This window comes from Streptomyces sp. JN8, from assembly GCF_055808075.1.
Genome location: NZ_CM147852.1, coordinates 4235812 through 4254110, shown reverse-complemented (window position 1 = coordinate 4254110; position 18299 = coordinate 4235812). Strand labels below are relative to the sequence as shown.

15 protein-coding genes and 2 tRNA genes are annotated in these 18299 nt (G+C 70.6%); 5 read left to right on the top strand and 12 right to left on the bottom strand.

The window, feature by feature from the left end:
* Window positions 1-228: 228 nt before the first annotated feature.
* Window positions 229-301 (bottom strand) — tRNA-Ala (locus ACY0MR_RS18685).
* Between the two features lie 128 nt (window positions 302-429).
* Between ACY0MR_RS18685 and ACY0MR_RS18680 the strand changes: the two genes are divergently transcribed.
* Both ACY0MR_RS18680 and ACY0MR_RS18675 read left to right on the top strand, forming a co-directional pair.
* Window positions 430-978: a helix-turn-helix domain-containing protein gene (locus tag ACY0MR_RS18680; RefSeq protein WP_375888259.1), complete on the top strand. Its 549-nt coding sequence runs from the start codon at window positions 430-432 to the stop codon at window positions 976-978.
* A 61-nt stretch (window positions 979-1039) separates the two neighbouring features.
* Entirely contained in the window at window positions 1040-2425 is a 1386-nt protein-coding gene (locus ACY0MR_RS18675; RefSeq protein ID WP_473554192.1) for a serine/threonine-protein kinase, read from the top strand.
* 26 nt (window positions 2426-2451) lie between these two features.
* On the opposite strand, the gene ACY0MR_RS18670 is transcribed toward ACY0MR_RS18675, so the two are convergent.
* The 11 genes from ACY0MR_RS18670 to dnaA all read right to left on the bottom strand — a co-directional run bounded on the left by ACY0MR_RS18670 (window position 2452) and on the right by dnaA (window position 17047).
* On the bottom strand, window positions 2452-3900 hold the full coding sequence (locus ACY0MR_RS18670) for a hypothetical protein (RefSeq protein WP_473554190.1): 1449 nt from the start codon (window positions 3898-3900) through the stop codon (window positions 2452-2454).
* Between the two features lie 104 nt (window positions 3901-4004).
* Window positions 4005-4139 carry a DLW-39 family protein gene (locus ACY0MR_RS18665; protein WP_003958712.1) on the bottom strand — a complete coding sequence of 45 codons (135 nt, stop codon included), beginning with the start codon at window positions 4137-4139 and terminating at the stop codon, window positions 4005-4007.
* Window positions 4140-4297: 158 nt separating this feature from the next.
* Window positions 4298-4371 (bottom strand) — tRNA-Ile (locus ACY0MR_RS18660).
* 109 nt (window positions 4372-4480) lie between these two features.
* Complete coding sequence (locus tag ACY0MR_RS18655; protein ID WP_361847472.1) at window positions 4481-5047, bottom strand: DUF3566 domain-containing protein; 567 nt, start codon at window positions 5045-5047, stop codon at window positions 4481-4483.
* Between the two features lie 106 nt (window positions 5048-5153).
* Window positions 5154-7781 (bottom strand): DNA gyrase subunit A, encoded by a 2628-nt coding sequence (gene gyrA, locus ACY0MR_RS18650; RefSeq protein ID WP_388807170.1) that lies wholly within the window; start codon window positions 7779-7781, stop codon window positions 5154-5156.
* 41 nt (window positions 7782-7822) lie between these two features.
* Window positions 7823-9853, bottom strand: coding sequence for a DNA topoisomerase (ATP-hydrolyzing) subunit B (gene gyrB, locus ACY0MR_RS18645; protein ID WP_361847478.1), 2031 nt, complete (start codon window positions 9851-9853; stop codon window positions 7823-7825).
* A gap of 415 nt (window positions 9854-10268) precedes the next feature.
* Window positions 10269-10832 carry a DciA family protein gene (locus ACY0MR_RS18640; protein WP_361847481.1) on the bottom strand — a complete coding sequence of 188 codons (564 nt, stop codon included), beginning with the start codon at window positions 10830-10832 and terminating at the stop codon, window positions 10269-10271.
* Window positions 10829-11950, bottom strand: coding sequence for a DNA replication/repair protein RecF (recF, locus tag ACY0MR_RS18635; RefSeq protein WP_361847483.1), 1122 nt, complete (start codon window positions 11948-11950; stop codon window positions 10829-10831). The genes ACY0MR_RS18640 and recF overlap by 4 nt, the downstream gene beginning before the upstream one ends.
* A 60-nt stretch (window positions 11951-12010) precedes the next feature.
* A complete protein-coding gene (gene gnd / locus ACY0MR_RS18630; protein ID WP_361847486.1) occupies window positions 12011-12889 on the bottom strand; it encodes a phosphogluconate dehydrogenase (NAD(+)-dependent, decarboxylating) in 879 nt (292 codons plus the stop codon).
* A 120-nt stretch (window positions 12890-13009) separates the two neighbouring features.
* Window positions 13010-14140, bottom strand: a complete 1131-nt coding sequence (gene dnaN / locus ACY0MR_RS18625) for a DNA polymerase III subunit beta (protein ID WP_015034855.1) — start codon at window positions 14138-14140, stop codon at window positions 13010-13012.
* Window positions 14141-15271: 1131 nt separating this feature from the next.
* Window positions 15272-17047 carry a chromosomal replication initiator protein DnaA gene (gene dnaA / locus ACY0MR_RS18620; protein WP_388807167.1) on the bottom strand — a complete coding sequence of 592 codons (1776 nt, stop codon included), beginning with the start codon at window positions 17045-17047 and terminating at the stop codon, window positions 15272-15274.
* Between the two features lie 397 nt (window positions 17048-17444).
* Here dnaA and rpmH point away from each other — a divergent pair, with 397 nt between their 5' ends.
* The 3 genes from rpmH to yidD are packed head-to-tail and all read left to right on the top strand — an operon-like array spanning window position 17445 to window position 18298.
* Window positions 17445-17582, top strand: coding sequence for a 50S ribosomal protein L34 (gene rpmH / locus ACY0MR_RS18615; RefSeq protein ID WP_007265229.1), 138 nt, complete (start codon window positions 17445-17447; stop codon window positions 17580-17582).
* Window positions 17583-17603: 21 nt separating this feature from the next.
* Window positions 17604-17975 carry a ribonuclease P protein component gene (gene rnpA / locus ACY0MR_RS18610; protein WP_361847492.1) on the top strand — a complete coding sequence of 124 codons (372 nt, stop codon included), beginning with the start codon at window positions 17604-17606 and terminating at the stop codon, window positions 17973-17975.
* Window positions 17972-18298 carry a membrane protein insertion efficiency factor YidD gene (gene yidD / locus ACY0MR_RS18605; protein WP_015034858.1) on the top strand — a complete coding sequence of 109 codons (327 nt, stop codon included), beginning with the start codon at window positions 17972-17974 and terminating at the stop codon, window positions 18296-18298. The genes rnpA and yidD overlap by 4 nt, the downstream gene beginning before the upstream one ends.
* Window position 18299 lies beyond the last annotated feature (1 nt).

Below are 18299 nucleotides of genomic sequence, written 5' to 3'. Positions count from 1 at the left end.
CTTCCGATGAACACCACCCGTCCGGAGCAGTGGCCCGGTCCGGCCCCCGTTCGACGCCCGGAGGGACGGCCGGGGACACACGGCACGGAAGAGGGCGGCACGAGACCCGCCGGGACGGGGCGAGCGAGCCGGCCGAGGCCGCCGCAGCCCCCTCCCCCGCCACCCGCCCCAGACATGCGAAAACCCCCTGTGACCTGCGTTTCCGCAGTTCACAGGGGGTGCTTTCCGTGGAGCCTAGGGGAGTCGAACCCCTGACATCTGCCATGCAAAGACAGCGCTCTACCAACTGAGCTAAGGCCCCGGAACGAGAACAGCGTACCGGGTCACCCCCCATGCCCGGCAAAAGGATTGGGACTCCCGGTCGGCGACCACGCTCCGTAAGATGCTGACCGAGGTTCGCAGTGGCGAACCTAGGGATGGGGAGAAGAAATGGACGCAGCGCAGCAGGAAGCCACGGCGCGAGCCAGAGAGCTTCAGCGCAGTTGGTACGGAGAGCCGCTGGGGGCGCTCTTCCGTCGGCTGATCGACGATCTGGGACTCAACCAGGCCAGGCTCGCGGCGGTGCTGGGGCTCTCCGCGCCCATGCTGTCCCAGCTGATGAGCGGCCAGCGGGCCAAGATCGGCAACCCGGCCGTCGTCCAGCGCGTCCAGGCACTGCAGGAGCTCGCCGTGCAGGTCGCCGACGGCACCGTCAGCGCCGCCGAGGCCACCGACCGCATGGACGAGGTCAAGAAGTCGCAGGGCGGCTCCGTCCTCACCGGCACCGGCCAGCCGGCCACCGGGTCGGGCGCCCCGACCGTTCGCAGGGTGGTCCGCGAGATCCAGTCGCTGCTGCGCTCCGTAGCCGCGGCCGGCGACATCATCGACGCCGCCGACTCCCTCGCCCCGGCCCACCCCGAACTGGCAGAGTTCCTCCGGGTGTACGGCGCGGGACGCACCGCGGACGCGGTCGCGCACTACGAGTCGCACCAGAACTGACGCGGTCGGCAGTCGGCCGGCATCGCCTCGACAGGGACCAACGGGGAGCGGACGCAGCACGATGGGTGAGGTTTTCGCCGGGCGGTACGAGCTGGTCGACCCGATCGGGCGGGGCGGTGCGGGCGCGGTGTGGCGCGCCTGGGACCACCGGCGCCGCCGCTACGTGGCGGCCAAGGTGCTCCTGCAGAGCGACGCGCACACCCTGCTCCGCTTCGTCCGCGAGCAGGCGCTGCGGATCGACCATCCGCACGTCCTCGCCCCGGCCAGCTGGGCCGCCGACGACGACAAGGTCCTGTTCACCATGGACTTGGTCGCCGGCGGCTCCCTGGCCCATGTGATCGGCGACTACGGCCCGCTGCCGCCGCGGTTCGTCTGCGTCCTGCTCGACCAGTTGCTCTCGGGCCTGGCCACGGTGCACGCGGAGGGGGTCGTGCACCGCGACATCAAGCCCGCGAACATCCTCATGGACGTCACCGGGACCGGACGGCCGCACCTGCGGCTGTCCGACTTCGGCATCTCCATGCGCAAGGGCGAACCCCGCCTCACGGAGACCGACTACGTGGTGGGCACGCCCGGCTACTTCGCGCCCGAGCAACTCCTCGGCGCCGAACCCGACTTCACCGCCGACCTGTTCGCCGTCGGCTTGGTCGCCCTCTATCTGCTCCAGGGCCGCAAGCCGGACTCCCGGGCGCTGATCGAGCACTTCGCGGCACACGGCACCCCCGGCGCCCCCGACGGCGTCCCCGAGCCCCTGTGGCAGGTGCTCGCCGGTCTGCTGCAGCCCGACCCGCAGGCCCGCTTCAGGACGGCCACGGGCGCGCGCAAGGCCCTGGCCGCGGCCGTCGAGATGCTGCCCGAGCCGGGCCCCGACGAGGAGCGGGTCGAGATCTTCGACCAACTCGGTCCGCTGCCGCCCGGCTTCGGCCCGCAGGGCCCGACGGGACCCGCCGGCGGCGAGCCGGGAGGCCCCGCGGCGGGCGCCCGGGGCGCGGGCCCGGCCCCCGCGCCCGCTGCGGCGCCCGTCGGCGCACCGACGGCCCCCACCACGCCCGCGGTACCGCCCCGGCAGCCCCCACAGCCCCCGTACGGGCCCCCGCACCCGACCGTCCCCGCCACGGGCCCGCTCGCCGCCCCCGTCACGACGCCCGCGCCGCTGCCCGGGCCGTCCGAGACGGGCAGCTTCCACCTGCCCCCGCCGCTCGGCCGGCCGGCGCCCTCCTTCGACGGGACGCCGACCTCGCCGGCACCGTACGGACAGGCCCCCGCGCATCCGTACGCCGCTCACCCCGTCCAGGCGCCCGGGCCGTACGGCAGCCCCACGCCGCTCCCGGCGGCGCCGCCCGCCCCGGGACGCCGACCGGGACCGCCCCCGAAGGTGGCGATCCCGGTCCTGCTGCTCGCGCTGGTCTGCTTCGCGGTCGGCTTCTGGGCCCTCGCCCAGACCTGACCCGGACCGACACCCGCACGCCCCGCCTACGCCGCCGCGCGCCTCCGCGCCAGCAGCGTCCATCCGCCGAGCCCCAGGAGCAGAACCGTTCCGCTGCCGATCCCGGCGACCGCGACGACCCGCAGGGAGCCGTCCGCCTCCACCGCCTGGGCCCCGGAGACGCCCTGGTCCGCCGCCGCCCGGTCGTCGGCGGTCACGCTGAACCGCCCGGGGTCGGCGTCGTACCCCGGCCCCGGCTTCGCGGCGCCGCGGAGCGACACCCGCAGGGTCAGCGGCACCGTGCGGTCCCCGTACTCCTCGGCCATGGCCGGGTTGAGCGTGGCCGACAGGTAGTACCAGCCGGCGAACCGCATGCCGTTGGTGGCCTCGTCGGAGGAGCTGCGGTTCTCGTGGGCCACCGGCCGCAGCGCGTCGAGCGCGAGCGTCGCCGGCTTCCCGCTGTAGGAGACGGTCCCCTCGTCGACGTGGCCGAGCGCCGGGTTCTCCAGGGAGAGGACCAGGGCGTGGCCGATGTACTCGTCGCCGCTGGCGCTGCTGCCGAGTTCGGCGGTGGTGAAGAGCTGCTGTCCCCAGTCGACCGGCACCCGGTAGAACAGCGTCTGGCCGGGCCGGATGTCGGAGCGCCACTCGCCCTGCGTCAGCGAGATCGCGTCGTGGATCCCGGACCCGCCCTGGCGCTGCCGCGGGTCGCCCGGCGGCGGTCCGGGGGTGCCGGACGCCCAGACCTCGGGCAGTTCGGTCGGCCCGGCCTTCTTCAGGAGGGGCTCGGAGGCGTAGCGGATCTCCAGCTCCCAGTCCTCCGTGCTCGCCTTCGACTCGCGCTCGACGAGCACGTAGTAGGCGCCCGCGCCCTGGCAGGTGGAGCTGTCCGCCTCGATGATGCGGCGGGCGTAGGCGGCGAGCGGCCGGGCGAACTCGCTGGAGGAGAAGTTCGCCTGCTGGTAGCCGCACTCGAAGCCGGAGCCGTCCTGGATGCTGACCTTGAAGCCGTCGCCGTACTCGACCTCGCCGCCGGCCCGGGGCACCGCGACGACGGAGACGTACGCGTTCTGCCGGTCGAGGTCGACCCGGTAGTAGACCTTGCCGTCCTTCTTGAGCGTGTCGCGGTAGGTCTGCCCGGTCCGCAGCTGCACGGCGTCCGAGCTCGACGCGGCGCCCTGGACGCGCTGGGCCGAGCCGTCGAAGGCGTACGGCGGGATCGCACCCCCGGCGGCCGCCGTCCGCCCAGGAAGCGCCGCCGTCCGCCCAGGAAGCGCCGCCGCACGCGCGGGAAGCGCCGCCGTCCCCGTCCGGAGCCCCGCCGCACGCCCGGAGAGGGCCGCCGCGGGCCCCGGATGCCCCGCCTGGCCCGGGGAAGGCACCGACCGGCCCTGAAGGGCCGCTGCCGGCCCGGGGAGGGCCACGACCGCCCCCACCGCAGCGACCGCCGTGATCAGGGCCCCCGCTCTCCGGCCGAGGCCGCCCTGCGTCTTCACGCGCTGCTCCTCTTCACTCAAGCACGTCGGCATTTTGCTCAGGCAAAGCAAAGCCCCGGCCCGCTCTCGCGCGGCCGGGGCTTCACCCACAGAGGGTTCGGGTCTCAGACACCGGAACCTGCGGGCACGGAGTCGGTCGCCTCCGTCCACAGGTCCTGCTCGGCGCGATCCGCCTGGATCTGGCGGTACACGAGGAGCCCGCCGATGGCGGCCAGTGCGACCAGGAGAAGCTTCTTCACCGCGCGACCTCGTCTTTCGTTGACGTAGGAGACTTCTGACGCCCACTCTACACATCGACCGATACCGATCGGTGACCTGTACGAGGTTCAAACCTCTCAGGGCCCCCGGACAACGAAATCGACCCGGACGGAGGAACCGTCCGGGTCGATCTTCACTGTGGGGCTAACAGGATTTGAACCTGTGGCCTCATCCTTATCAGGGATGCGCTCTAACCAACTGAGCTATAGCCCCGCCGCGCTCTGCGGTGTGTGTCCCGCGCGCTGACTCCTGAACATTAGCGCACAGGAGGGCCAGTCCCAAAATCGGTAACCGACCGGCCCCCTCGCAGGTCACTCGCCCGTCACTCGTCCTCGGCGAGCGTGAGCTCCACACCGCCGACGAAGCCGGCCGACAGGTTGTAGATGAACGCGCCCAGCGTCGCCAGCGCGGTCATCAGGACCACGTCGATCACGGCGATCACCGAGGTGAACATCAGCACCCGCGGCAGCGACAGGAACGACTGGAGGTCGAAGCCGTTGGACTCGTTCGAGCCGGTGGCCTCGCTGATCGTGCCGCCGACGGTCGAGAAGACGCCCATGGCGTCCATGACCATCCACAGCACCGCCGCCGCGACGACCGTGCAGATGCCCAGCGCGATGGAGAGCAGGAAGCTCACCTTCATGACCGACCACGGGTCGGCCTTGGCCACCCGCAGTCGCGCCTTGCGCGTACGGGGCGTCGTGCGGGCCCCCGTGCGCGGCCTGCGCACCGCGCCCGTCTGACCGCCCGCCGTGCCGCCCGGCGCCGGAGCGCCGTACGCCTGCGGCGGGTGGTAGGGGCCCGCCGGCTGCTGCGCGCCCGCGCGCTCGCCGGGCAGCGGCCCGTTGTAGGTCTCGTACGAGGGCTGCTGCCCCCGAGTGTCCGTCACCGCAACCCCCTGGGAGTCCGTGGCGGAGCCACGGGCGCCGTTCGCTCCAGCACCAGCAGAAGCTCCGGCGGCCGCCGATCCGGCGCCCGTGGCTCCACTCACGCTCTTACTCCTCGTGCTCCCCGGCCGAGGGCTCCGTGCCCTCGACTGCCTCGGTCTCGACCACGACGGTCCCGACCGCTGCCTCGGCCGCCTCCACGGCGCCCTCGGCGTCGACTGCCTCGTCGATGTCGTCGTCCTCGCTGCCGGCCTCGGCGTTCCGTGCGATGCCGACGACGGCATCCCGCTTGCCCAGGTTGATCAGCTGGACGCCCATGGTGTCACGGCCGGTCTCCCTGACTTCGTTGACTCGCGTACGAATCACACCGCCGGACAGCGTGATGGCGAGGATCTCGTCGGTCTCCTCGACCACCAGCGCGCCCACGAGCGAGCCGCGGTCCTCCACGATCTTGGCGGCCTTGATGCCGAGGCCGCCACGGCCCTGGACGCGGTACTCGTCGACGGGGGTGCGCTTCGCGTACCCGCCGTCGGTCGCGGTGAAGACGAACGTACCGGGCCGGACGACATTCATCGAGAGCAGTTCGTCGTCTGCGCGGAAACTCATCCCCTTGACGCCCGATGTGGCACGTCCCATCGGACGCAGCGCGTCGTCCGTGGCGGTGAAGCGGATCGACTGCGCCTTCTTGCTGATGAGGAGCAGATCGTCCTCGGCGGAGACCAGCTCGGCCCCGATCAGCTCGTCGTCGCGGCCGTCCTCGGTCTCCCTGAGGTTGATCGCGATGACACCGCCGGATCGCGGCGAGTCGTAGTCCTTCAGCGCGGTCTTCTTGACCAGGCCGGCCTTGGTGGCGAGCACCAGGTACGGGGCGGCCTCGTAGTCGCGGATCGCCAGGATCTGGGCGATCTGCTCGTCCGGCTGGAAGGCCAGCAGGTTGGCCACGTGCTGGCCGCGGGCGTCCCGGCCGGCGTCGGGCAGCTCGTAGGCCTTGGCGCGGTAGACCCGGCCCTTGTTCGTGAAGAACAGCAGCCAGTGGTGGGTGGTGGAGACGAAGAAGTGGTCGACGATGTCGTCCTGCTTCAGCTTCGTGCCCCGCACGCCCTTGCCGCCGCGCTTCTGCGAGCGGTAGTCCTCGGTCTTGGTCCGCTTGACGTAGCCACCGCGCGAGATGGTGACGACGATGTCCTCCTCGGCGATCAGGTCCTCGATGGACATGTCACCGTCGAAGGGCACCAGCTTCGACCGGCGGTCGTCGCCGAACTTCTCGACGAGCGCGGCCAGTTCCTCGCTGACGATCGCACGCTGGCGCGCGGGCGAGGCCAGGATAGCGTTGTACTCGTCGATCTTGGCCTGGAGGTCGTCGTGCTCGGCGACGATCTTCTGGCGCTCCAGGGCGGCGAGCCGGCGGAGCTGCATCTCCAGGATCGCGTTGGCCTGGATCTCGTCGATCTCCAGCAGCCCCATCAGGCCCGTGCGGGCCACCTCGACGGTCTCGCTGCGGCGGATGAGCGCGATGACCTCGTCGATGGCGTCCAGGGCCTTGAGGAGGCCGCGCAGGATGTGGGCGCGCTCCTCGGCCTTGCGCAGCCGGAACTTCGTCCGGCGGACGATGACCTCGATCTGGTGCGTCACCCAGTGGCGGATGAACGCGTCCAGCGAGAGGGTGCGCGGCACGCCGTCGACGAGCGCCAGCATGTTCGCGCCGAAGTTCGTCTGCAGGTCGGTGTGCTTGTACAGGTTGTTGAGGACGACCTTGGCGACGGCGTCGCGCTTGAGCACGATGACGAGCCGCTGGCCGGTGCGGGACGAGGTCTCGTCGCGGACGTCGGCGATGCCGCCGATCTTGCCGTCCTTGACCAGGTCGGCGATCTTCTGCGCGAGGTTGTCCGGGTTCACCTGGTACGGGAGCTCCGTGACCACCAGGCACTGGCGGTTGTGGATCTCCTCGACCTCGACGACCGCGCGCATCGTGATGGAGCCGCGACCGGTGCGGTACGCCTCCTCGATGCCCTTGCGGCCGACGACGAGCGCGCCGGTGGGGAAGTCCGGGCCCTTGATCCGCTCGATCAGCGCGTCGAGGAGCTCCTCGTGGCCGGCGTCGGGGTGCTCCAGCGCCCACTGGGCGCCGGCCGCGACCTCGCGGAGGTTGTGCGGCGGGATGTTGGTCGCCATGCCGACCGCGATGCCGGCGCTGCCGTTGATCAGCAGGTTCGGGAAGCGGGACGGCAGGACCGTCGGCTCCTGGTTGCGGCCGTCGTAGTTGTCCTGGAAGTCGACGGTCTCCTCGTCGATGTCCCGGAGCATCTCCATCGACAGCGTCATCAGCTTGCACTCGGTGTACCGCATGGCGGCGGCCGGGTCGTTGCCCGGGGAACCGAAGTTGCCGTTGGAGTCGACGAGCGGCATGCGCATCGACCAGGGCTGGGCGAGGCGGACGAGCGCGTCGTAGATCGAGGAGTCGCCGTGCGGGTGGTAGGTGCCCATGACGTCGCCGACGACGCGGGCGCACTTGTAGAAGCCCTTCTCGGGCCGGTAGCCGCCGTCGTACATCGCGTACAGGACGCGCCGGTGGACGGGCTTGAGGCCGTCCCGTACGTCGGGCAGCGCGCGGGACACGATGACGGACATCGCGTAGTCGAGGTACGAGCGCTGCATCTCGGTCTCGAGCCCGACGGGCTCGATCCGCAGCACGGGCTCTTCTTCGGTGGTCCCGGTCGGGGTGGTTTCGTCGGCCATTGCTGGTCGTCAGTCCTTTCGTACGGTCAGCTGAGACCGACTCAGATGTCGAGGAAGCGAACGTCCTTGGCGTTGCGCTGGATGAACGAGCGGCGTGCCTCGACGTCCTCGCCCATCAGCACCGAGAACAGGTCGTCGGCCTGCGCGGCGTCGTCCAGGGTGACCTGGCCGAGCACGCGGTGCTCGACGTCCATGGTGGTGACGCGCAGCTCCTCGGCGTTCATCTCGCCGAGACCCTTGAAGCGCTGGATCGAGTCCTCCCTGATGCGCTTGCCGCTCTGCTTGCCCAGCTCGACGAGCGCGTCCCGCTCCCGGTCCGAGTAGGCGTACTCGAAGTCGTCCCGGCCCCACTTGATCTTGTAGAGCGGGGGGCGGGAGAGGTAGACGTGGCCCGCCTCGACCAGCGGCCGCATGAAGCGGAAGAGGAAGGTCAGCAGCAGGGTGTTGATGTGCTGGCCGTCGACGTCGGCGTCCGCCATCAGGATGATCTTGTGATAGCGGAGCTTCTCGATGTCGAAGTCCTCGTGCACACCGGTGCCGAAGGCCGAGATGAGCGCCTGGACCTCGGTGTTCTGCAGGATCTTGTCGATCCGGGCCTTCTCGACGTTCAGGATCTTGCCGCGGATCGGCAGGATGGCCTGGTACATCGGGTTGCGGCCGGACTTGGCCGAGCCGCCGGCGGAGTCGCCCTCGACGATGAAGATCTCGCACTTGGCCGGGTCGTTCGACTGGCAGTCGGACAGCTTGCCCGGCAGCGACGCCGACTCCAGGAGGCCCTTGCGGCGGGTCAGGTCGCGCGCCTTGCGCGCGGCCACGCGCGCGGTGGCGGCCTGGATCGACTTGCGGATGATGTCCGCGGCCTCGATCGGGTTGCGGTCGAGCCAGTCGTTGAGGTGCTCGTAGACCGCCCGCTGCACGAAGGTCTTGACCTCGGTGTTGCCCAGCTTGGTCTTGGTCTGGCCCTCGAACTGCGGCTCGCTCAGCTTGACCGAGATGATCGCGGTCAGACCCTCGCGGATGTCGTCGCCCGTGAGGTTGTCGTCCTTCTCGCGGAGCAGCTTCTTGTCGCGCGCGTACTTGTTGATCAGCGAGGTCAGCGCCGCACGGAAGCCCTCCTCGTGCGTGCCGCCCTCGTGGGTGTGGATGATGTTGGCGAAGGAGTACACGCCCTCGCTGTAGCCGCTGTTCCACTGCATCGCGACCTCGAGGGACAGGGACTTCTCCTTGTCCTCCGCCTCCAGGTCGATGACGGTGGGGTGCACCAGCTCGCCCTTGCGCGAGTTGAGGTACTTCACGAAGTCGACGATGCCGCCCTCGTAGTGGTACTTCACGGTGCGCGCGGCCGGCTCGGCGGCCGCCTCGGCGTCGGGGTCGTCGGCGCCGACCGTGGCCTTGGCGGACTCGCGCTCGTCGGTGAGCGTGATCGTCAGGCCCTTGTTGAGGAAGGCCATCTCCTGGAAGCGGCGCGAGAGCGTCTCGAAGGAGTACTCGGTCGTCTCGAAGATGTCCGGGTCGGCCCAGAACGTGACCGAGGTGCCGGTCTCGTCGGTCGCCTCGTGCTGGGCGAGGGGCGCGGTCGGGGCACCCATCTTGTAGTCCTGCGTCCAGCGGTGGCCGTCCGTCCTGATCTCGACGGAGACCTTGGTGGACAGCGCGTTCACGACGGAGACGCCGACGCCGTGCAGACCGCCGGAGACGGCGTAGCCGCCGCCGCCGAACTTGCCGCCCGCGTGGAGCACGGTGAGGACGACCTCGACGGCCGGCTTGCCCTCGGAGGCCACGATGCCGACCGGGATGCCTCGGCCGTTGTCGACGACGCGCACGGCGCCGTCGGCCAGGATCGTCACGTCGATGGTGTCGGCGTGGCCGGCCAGGGCCTCGTCGACCGAGTTGTCGACGACCTCCTGCACCATGTGGTGCAGACCGCGCTCGCCGGTCGAGCCGATGTACATGCCAGGGCGCTTGCGCACCGCATCCAGGCCTTCGAGGACCTGGATGTTGCTGGCGGTGTACTGGTTGTTCTCGTTGGGGTCGCCGGAATCGGCCACGAAGCGCCCTTTCTGGCACAGCACAGGCCGTTCTCCGGGCATACGGGAGCGGCTGCGTCGTTCGACTTGTTCCGCAGGGTGGCGGGATTGTCTCCCAGTCTACCGGTAGCGCCGACAGTCATGGGGGTTTGCCGGTGCCTGAGTCCGCATGTGCCGCCCTGAGCGGGAGCCAAACGACTCCCCATATCCGGACAGGGGCTCCAGAGCCCCCTGACGGCCACCCAGCGCTTCGGACCGATGCCTCGCTGTGGGCGGTCGCCGCTCGGGGTGGAAGAGAGGTGGGCGCGACGCGGCCGCGCGGCGTCCGTGCTCCGGACCCGCGCCGCGGGAACCGCCCGCGGTGACGGCTACCCGTGGGTATCCCCAGGGAGCGGCAAGCGCCCGCGGTGACGGCTACCCGTGGGTATCCCCAGGGAGCGGCAAGCGCCCGCGGTGACGGCTACCCGTAGGTATCCCCGGGGCCCACGGAGCCCGGCGCCCGCAGCGGGCCGTAGCCCCGGCGGGGCCCGCCCGGCCCGAGCACCTTGATCATCCGCACGGTGCCGTGCCCGAGGTCCTCGTTGAGCCGCGCGACCAGCGTCGGCGCCAGCAGCCGGAGCTGGGTGGCCCAGGCCGTGGAGTCGCACTGCACGGTGAGCACGCGGGCGTCCGGCTCGTCGTCGAAGCGGATCGGCACGCAGTGCTTGGCCAGGTCCTCGCCGACGATCTGGGGCCAGCGGCCCATGACCCCGCCGACGGCCGCCGGCGTCTCCCAGCCCCGCTCGGTGATCAGCCGGTTGATCGCGGCGCCGAGCGCCATCGGATCGCGTCCGTCGGCGCGAGCGCCGGAGCGCAGGCCGCCGCCGCGGCGCGCCTGCTTCTTCTGCTGGGCGGCCGCGCCCCTGGCCTTGGCCTGCTCCTTGGCGGCGCGGAGCGCGACCCGGGCGAGATCGACTCCCGAGGACTCGGGGACGGCCGGCGCCGGCGGAGTATCCACAGGCTGGGGAAGCTTTTCCTCGCTCATACGCGCTCCGCCGTCCCTCCGGCCACCCGGTACCGGGTCCCCGCGAGGACTCCGGGCACGTCGTCGTCCACGGCGGCCGTCACCAGGACCTGCTCGCCGCCCGCGACGAGCTCCGCAAGCCGCTCGCGCCGCCGCGCGTCCAGTTCGGCGAAGACGTCGTCGAGGACGAGGACCGGCTCGTTGCCCTCGGACCGCAGCAGGTCGTACGAGGCCAGCCGCAGCGCCAGCGCGTACGACCAGGACTCGCCGTGGCTGGCGTACCCCTTCGCCGGCAGCTCGCCGAGCTTGAGGAGCAGTTCGTCGCGGTGGGGTCCGACGAGGGTGACGCCCCGCTCGATCTCCTGCTTGCGGACCTCGGCCAGCGCGTCGATCAGCTGTCCGTACAGCTCCTCGCGGGTGTGGCCGGTGCCGGGCGCGGAGGGCCGGTACTCCAGCAGGACCGGTCCGCCGCCGGGCGCGAGCTGCTCGTACGCCTTGTCCGCGAGCGGCTGGAGTACGGCGATCAGGTCGAGCCGCTGGGCGAGCAGCTCGGCCCCGGCCCGCGCGAGGTGCTGGTCCCAGACGTCGAGGGTGGACAGGTCCATGCCGCGGCCGCCGTGCCGCCGGGCCATCGCGGCGGACTTCAGGAGCGTGTTGCGCTGCTTGAGGACGCGGTCGTAGTCGGAGCGCACGCCCGCCATGCGCGGCGCGCGCGCCGTGATCAGCTCGTCGAGAAAGCGCCGGCGTTCGCCCGGGTCGCCCTTCACGAGGGCGAGGTCCTCGGGCGCGAACAGCACGGTCCGCACGATGCCCAGCACGTCACGGGGTCTGACCTGCGAGGACCTGTTGATCCTGGCGCGGTTGGCGCGGCCGGGGTTGAGTTCGAGCTCGACCAGCTGGGAGCGCTCGCCCTGGGTGACGGCGGCGCGGATCACCGCGCGCTCCGCGCCCATCCGGACGAGCGGGGCGTCGGAGGCGACGCGGTGGCTGGCGAGGGTCGCGAGGTAGCCGACGGCCTCGACCAGGTTGGTCTTGCCCTGGCCGTTCGCGCCCACGAAAGCGGTGACGCCCGGGTCGAGCGGGACCTCGACCCGGGCGTAGGAGCGGAAGTCGGCCAGCGACAGATGCGTGACGTGCATGGTTGGGCGCCGACCTTCTTCCCCCGGCGGCCGTGCACCGCGGGGTGCACAGCTTGTGGATTACTTCTTCGTCTCGACCGCGTGGCCGCCGAACTGGTTGCGCAGCGCGGCGATCATCTTCATCTGCGGGGAGTCGTCCTGACGGGAGGCGAACCGCGCGAACAGCGAGGCGGTGATCGCCGGCAGCGGGACGGCGTTGTCGATGGCGGCCTCGACCGTCCACCGGCCCTCGCCGGAGTCCGACGCGTAGCCGCGCAGCTTGTCCAGGTGCTCGTCCTCGTCGAGGGCGTTGACCGCGAGGTCCAGCAGCCAGGAACGGATGACCGTGCCCTCCTGCCAGGAGCGGAAGACCTCGCGCACGTCGGTGACGGAGTCGACCTTCTCCAGGAGCTCCCAGCCCTCGGCGTAGGCCTGCATCATCGCGTACTCGATGCCGTTGTGGACCATCTTCGCGAAGTGGCCGGCGCCGACCTTGCCCGCGTGGACCGAGCCGAACTCGCCCTCGGGCTTGAGCGCGTCGAAGATCGGCTGGACCTTGGCGACGTCCTCGGCGGAGCCGCCGTACATCAGCGCGTAGCCGTTCTCCAGGCCCCAGACGCCGCCGGAGACACCGCAGTCGACGAAGCCGATGCCCTTGGCCTTCAGCTCCTCGGCGTGCTTCTCGTCGTCGGTCCAGCGGGAGTTGCCGCCGTCCACGACGATGTCGCCGGGGGAGAGCAGCTCGGCCAGCTCGTCGATGGTGGACTGGGTCGCGGCACCGGCCGGGACCATGACCCACACGACGCGGGGCCCCTTGAGCTTGGTGACAAGCTCTTCGAGGCTCTGGACGTCGGCGAGGTCCGGATTGCGGTCGTATCCGATGACGGTGTGGCCTGCGCGGCGGATGCGCTCGCGCATGTTGCCGCCCATCTTGCCGAGACCGACGAGACCGAGCTCCATCAGAGATTCCTTTAGCGTCGTGTGCGGTGTACCCGGGTCCGAGCCTACGCCCGGACACCGGTGCACACCTGTGGGGTCAGCCGCTCAGGCGATCCCCCGGAAAGCGCGACGCGGACCGGCTCAGCCGCTGAGGCGCACCGGCATGATCAGGTACTTGTAGGCCTCGTCCGCCTCGGCGTCCAGGGCCGGCTTGCCGCTCAGCAGCGCCGGCTTCGTGGAGGTCGTGAAGGAGAGCTGGGCGACCGGGGAGTCGATCGCGCTGAGGCCGTCCAGCAGGAAGGTCGGGTTGAAGGCGATCGAGATGTCGTCGCCCTCCAGCTGCGCGTCGACGCGCTCCACAGCCTGTGCGTCGTCGCTGGAGCCGGCCTCCAGGATCAGCACGCCCTGCTCGAAGCTGAGCCGGACCGGGGTGTTGCGCTCGGCCACCAGGGCCACGCGCTTGACGGCCTCGACGAACGGCGCGGTCTCGATGACGGCGACCGAGTTGAACTCGGTGGGGAAGAGCGTCCGGTACTTCGGCAGGTCGCCCTCGAGGAGGCGGGTGGTGGTGCGGCGGCCCGCGCCCTCGAAGCCGATGAGGCCCTCGCCCTTGCCGGAGCCCGAGAGCGCCAGGGTGACCGTGTCGCCGCTCGTGAGCGCCTTGGCGGTGTCCAGGAGGGTCTTCGCGGGCACCAGGGCGACCGCGGAGGCGTCCGGGGACTCCGGCTTCCACAGGAACTCGCGGACCGCGAAGCGGTAGCGGTCGGTGGAGGCCAGGGTGACGGTGTCGCCCTCGATCTCGATGCGCACGCCGGTGAGCACCGGGAGCGTGTCGTCGCGGCCGGCGGCGATGGCCACCTGGGCGGCGGCGGAGGCGAAGACCTCACCGGGGACGGTGCCGGTCGCGGTGGGCATCTCCGGCAGCGCCGGGTACTCCTCCACGGGAAGGGTGTGGAGGGTGAAGCGGGAGGAGCCGCAGACCACGGTCGCCCGTACACCGTCTGTGGAGATCTCCACCGGTCGGTTGGGGAGGGCGCGGCAGATGTCGGCGAGCAGACGGCCCGAGACCAGGACGGTGCCGTCCTCCTCGACCTCCGCCTCGACGGAGACGCGGGCCGAGACCTCGTAGTCGAAGCTCGAGAAGCTCAGCGCGCCGTCCTCGGCCTTCAGCAGCAGGCCCGCGAGCACGGGAGCCGGCGGACGGGCCGGGAGGCTGCGGGCCACCCAGGCCACCGCCTCGGCAAGTACGTCGCGCTCCACCCGGATCTTCACCGGAACCGCCTCCTGCTTGTTGCTGGCTCTTCGTCGACTGCGGGAACCAGTCTGACGTACGCCGCAGACACTCGGTGCTGCTCGGGGTCAAGTCGCGACAAGAGCGGCTCGACGCTCCGGCGCCGAGTTGTGCACAGGCCCCACTTCGAAGCGGATTCCTAGCTAACTCTGAGTGGGAGTAGTAGTAGGGCCTGTGGAAACGGTGGATAACGTCGTTTTCCCAGGTCAGACCCGATTTTTTGTCCACTGCGCCTGTGGGTGGAACCGGTGGACAACTGGGGGTCTCTGTGGACACCCGAAAGTTCTGCACACCCGATACACAGGCCATGGGGAGTTCTCCCCAGCGCTGTCCCCAGCTTTACCCACGTTCCCCACAGCCCAACCGTCCTCCTTGGTGTGACGGCTTTCACTCGACGCGGTGAGCGGAGGCGATTCGTTGCCGAACAGTGGACAGGGGTGTGGAGAAGCTGTGGGCAACGGACCCTCCCCTGTGGGCGGCCAGTGGACAACTTTCCGGCGCCCCTGTGGACGGATCTTCTGTCCACAGGCTGTGGAGATCTTTTACCAACAATTCCACAAGGGCCTGACCTGGGGTGATGGTCTGTCAACAGCCTGGCCTGTGGACACGATCCGGATAACTCGACAGTCCCCACCCTGTGGACGGGAGATCATCCCGCAATCTGTGGAGAACCCGCCACCGGAACGGAGTAATCGAACAGCCCGTCCCCCGGACGAGGGCCCGGACCGGTCCCAGGCGCGCTCGCGGAGGGCTTCCGACGCCCTCCGCGAGCGCGCCCGGAGGGCCGGGAGGGCGCATCCACGGCTCCCGCCGCCGACCGCAGAACGGCTCCAGGAGAACCGCGGAGGCGCATCGGGAGAACTGTGCGGGGCTCTCGGAGCACTGCCCAGGGGCTCCGGGCGACCCGCGGCGAGGCGCTGGGAGGACCCGACAGGGGCTCTGGACGAACCCGTGCCGGGACGCTGGACGAGCCGCCCAGGCACTCTGGACGAACCCGTGCCGGGGCTCCGGGAACGCCGATGGGCGCCCCGGGAGGTGTCCCGGGGCGCCCATCGCAGGCGGTCTCGGCTGCGATCGAGGCCGAGACGGCGGCCGTGGCGGCCGTGGCGGCGTCAGCCGTTCTTGATGCGGTTCGTGAGCTCGGTGACCTGGTTGTAGATGGAGCGGCGCTCCGCCATCAGCGCGCGGATCTTCCGGTCCGCGTGCATCACCGTCGTGTGGTCGCGGCCGCCGAACTGCGCGCCGATCTTCGGCAGCGACAGATCCGTGAGCTCGCGGCACAGGTACATGGCGATCTGCCGGGCCGTCACCAGGACGCGGCTGCGCGAGGACCCGCAGAGGTCCTCCACCGTCAGCCCGAAGTAGTCGGCGGTCGCCGCCATGATGGCCGGCGCGGTGATCTCCGGCGAGGAGTCCTCGCCGCCCGGGATCAGGTCCTTGAGGACGATCTCGGTGAGCCCCAGGTCCACCGGCTGCCGGTTGAGGCTCGCGAACGCCGTCACCCGGATCAGCGCGCCCTCCAGCTCACGGATGTTCCGCGAGATCCGGGACGCGATGAACTCCAGCACCTCCGGCGGGGCGTTGAGCTGCTCCTGCACCGCCTTCTTGCGGAGGATCGCGATGCGCGTCTCCAGCTCCGGCGGCTGCACGTCCGTGGTCAGGCCCCACTCGAAGCGGTTGCGGAGCCGGTCCTCCAGGGTCACCAGCTGCTTGGGCGGCCGGTCGGAGGAGAGCACGATCTGCTTGTTCGCGTTGTGCAGGGTGTTGAAGGTGTGGAAGAACTCCTCCTGCGTCGACTCCTTGCTCGCGAGGAACTGGATGTCGTCGACGAGCAGGATGTCCACATCTCGGTAGCGCTTGCGGAAGGCGTCGCCCTTGCCGTCGCGGATCGAGTTGATGAACTCGTTCGTGAACTCCTCGGAGCTCACGTACCGCACGCGGGTGCCCGGGTAGAGGCTCCGCGCGTAGTGACCGATCGCGTGCAGCAGGTGCGTCTTGCCGAGCCCGGACTCCCCGTAGATGAAGAGCGGGTTGTACGCCTTCGCCGGCGCCTCGGCCACCGCGACCGCGGCCGCGTGGGCGAAGCGGTTCGAGGAACCGATGACGAAGGTGTCGAAGAGGTACTTGGGGTTCAGGCGCGCGTGCTGCTCACCGGGGGCGCCGGCGCCGCCCTGAGCCGAGGGGGAACCGTGACCGCCGCCGGGCCCCCCGCCCGGAACGCCCGGCCGGGGACCGGGACGGGCGCCGTGGTTCTGCGGGTCCGGCAGCTCGGCCCGCTCCGGACGCGGCTGCTCGTAGCTCCGCGGCGGCTCGTCGTACCGCGGCTGACGGGACTGCTCCGGGGCGCTCGGACCGGTGTACGGGGCCCGCTCCTGGTAGCCGCCCAGCCGGGGCTGCTGCCAGGACAGGTCCTCCTGGGTGCGCGGCCAGGCCCCGGGGTCGGGGCGCTGCTGCGTGTAGTCCGGGTAGGCCGGGCGCGCGGTCGGCAGGCCGTCGTCGGGCATCGGCCGGTGGCCGTAGCCGTCGTACTTCTCGTACGGCTCGGGCTGCTGGCGCTCGTCGTAGCGGGGCTGCTGCGGCTGCTGGAGCGGCGGCGCCGGCGGAGTCGGCTCGCCGACGGAGTCGTCGACGGTGATCGCGATCCGGATCGGGCGGCCGCACTCGCGGCTGAGCGTCTCGCTGATCAGCGGGGCCAGCCGGCCCTCCAGGACGCGCTTGCCCCACTCGTTCGGCACGGCGAGCAGCGCCGTGTCCGCGACGAGGGCGAGGGGCTGGCAGCGCTCGATCCACTGCTTGTCCTTGGGCTCGATTCCCTGCTGGCCTTCGGAGAGGAGATGCTCGAGGACGCGTGGCCACACTGCGGCAAGATCAGCAGGAACGTCAGCCACAGGGCACGCTTTCTCGCAGGTCCCACGATGGTGTGGTTCTCGGGGGACGGTGGGGCGATGTCCGGGAGGACAGATCCGCGGGGAACAGGTAAGGACAGAACGGAAAAGATTGTGGAGACCAACCACGGTAGTCGCGGCGGCTGACGTGGTTCAAGTTGTTGTCCACAGCCTGTGCACAATGGGGGGTGGCGACAGGTCGGTTTGACCGGATGGCGTAGCCGCGCGTACCGTAACCAGGTCGAGTTGTCGATGGCTGCTGCCGCCTGCCTCCGATGGGCAAAGATCACGGTCTGTGATCGTGAAGCGGTGCACTCGGGCGTATTGCGAGCTACTCGTGGGCGCACGGTGACAGCCAGGCGATGTCCCGCCATCTACGAATCATTTCTGGAGCCCCCGAGTGAGCAAGCGCACCTTCCAGCCGAACAACCGTCGTCGCGCCAAGACCCACGGCTTCCGCCTGCGGATGCGTACGCGCGCCGGCCGCGCCATCCTTGCGAACCGCCGTTCCAAGGGTCGCTCGGCGCTGTCCGCCTGATCCGCTTAAACAGGTCATGACGTGCTGCCTACCGAGAATCGGCTGAGGCGGCGCGAGGACTTCGCAACCGCGGTACGCCGAGGTCGCCGGGCCGGTCGCCCGCTCCTCGTCGTCCACCTACGCAGCGGTGCAACGAACCCGCACGCGCCTGGGGAGAGCGCTTCCCCGGCACGTGCGGGTTTCGTCGTGAGCAAGGCCGTGGGCGGGGCTGTCGTACGCAACAAGGTCAAGCGTCGCCTGCGCCACCTCGTCCGCGACCGGCTCACCGAGCTGCCCCCCGGTAGCCTGGTGGTCGTACGGGCGTTGCCCGGAGCCGGCGACGCCGAACACGCACAGCTGTCCCGAGACCTGGACGCCGCTCTTCAGCGGCTGCTGGGAGGGGGCGCGCGATGAAGTACCCGCTGCTGGCTCTCATCAAGCTGTACCAGTGGACGATCAGCCCGCTTCTCGGGCCCGTCTGCCGGTACTACCCGTCGTGTTCCCACTACGGATTCACGGCCATCGACCGGCATGGCGCGATCAAGGGCACGGCCTTGACCGCCTGGCGCATCCTGCGGTGCAACCCGTGGTCGCCCGGCGGTGTGGACCATGTCCCCCCGCGTAAGCGCCCCCGCTGGCACGAAATGCTGAGGAACGCGCTGCGCGGCGACAAGGGCGGGTCCACCGCCGAGACGAGCCCGGCCGCAGAGACCTCGCCCAATGCTCAAGGAGCCTGAT